This is a genomic window from Pseudomonas sp. 51_B (assembly GCF_017491595.1).
GTDB lineage: Bacteria > Pseudomonadota > Gammaproteobacteria > Pseudomonadales > Pseudomonadaceae > Aquipseudomonas > Aquipseudomonas promysalinigenes.
Genome location: NZ_JAFGYW010000159.1, coordinates 1 through 536, shown reverse-complemented (window position 1 = coordinate 536; position 536 = coordinate 1). Strand labels below are relative to the sequence as shown.

Sequence of the window (536 nt, the reverse complement as noted above, 5' to 3'; positions counted from 1 at the left end):
GCAGGTGCAAGGCCTCGTCGCGGTGTGGCACGCGTTGATGTTGCAGGGCTTCGACCAGATGCTCCATTGCTTCGGCGAGCAACGCTGCGCCGTAGAACTCGACCATTTGCAGACTGCCGTGGACCTGATGAATGTACGCCAGGCACTCGTCCAGCCCGGGGAAGGCCTGCGGATCGTCGAGCACGGCCTCGATCGCCTGATGCGCCAGCTTCAGCGTTTCGGCAATTTCGCCCTTGACCCATTCCAGGGCCACGTAGTCGTGCCGATCACCCATAACCACTCCACTCACGCTTTATCTGTCGCCGCCGGCAAGGTGAAACCGGACACCGAACGGCGCAACTGACTGGCCATTTTCGCCAGGTTGCCGATGCTCTCGGCGGTGGCCGTGGACCCCGACGAAGTCTGCGAGGTGATCTGCTGGATCACGTTCATCGTCAGCGAGATCTGCCCGGCCGAAGACGTCTGCTGTTGCGCCGCGTTGGAAATGCTCTGGATCCGCGCCGCGAGGGTCTTGGCCCCGCCTTCGCTTTCTTCCA

Annotated in this window: 1 protein-coding gene and 1 pseudogene; both read right to left on the bottom strand. The window is 62.5% G+C overall.

Annotated features, from left to right (window positions below; all coding sequences use genetic code 11):
- On the bottom strand, positions 1–274 hold a 274-nt coding region (locus J5M56_RS24155; RefSeq protein WP_207937960.1), incomplete at its 3' end, for an Hpt domain-containing protein.
- A gap of 11 nt (positions 275–285) precedes the next feature.
- A pseudogene (locus tag J5M56_RS24150) lies at positions 286–536 on the bottom strand (chemotaxis protein); the annotation flags it as partial.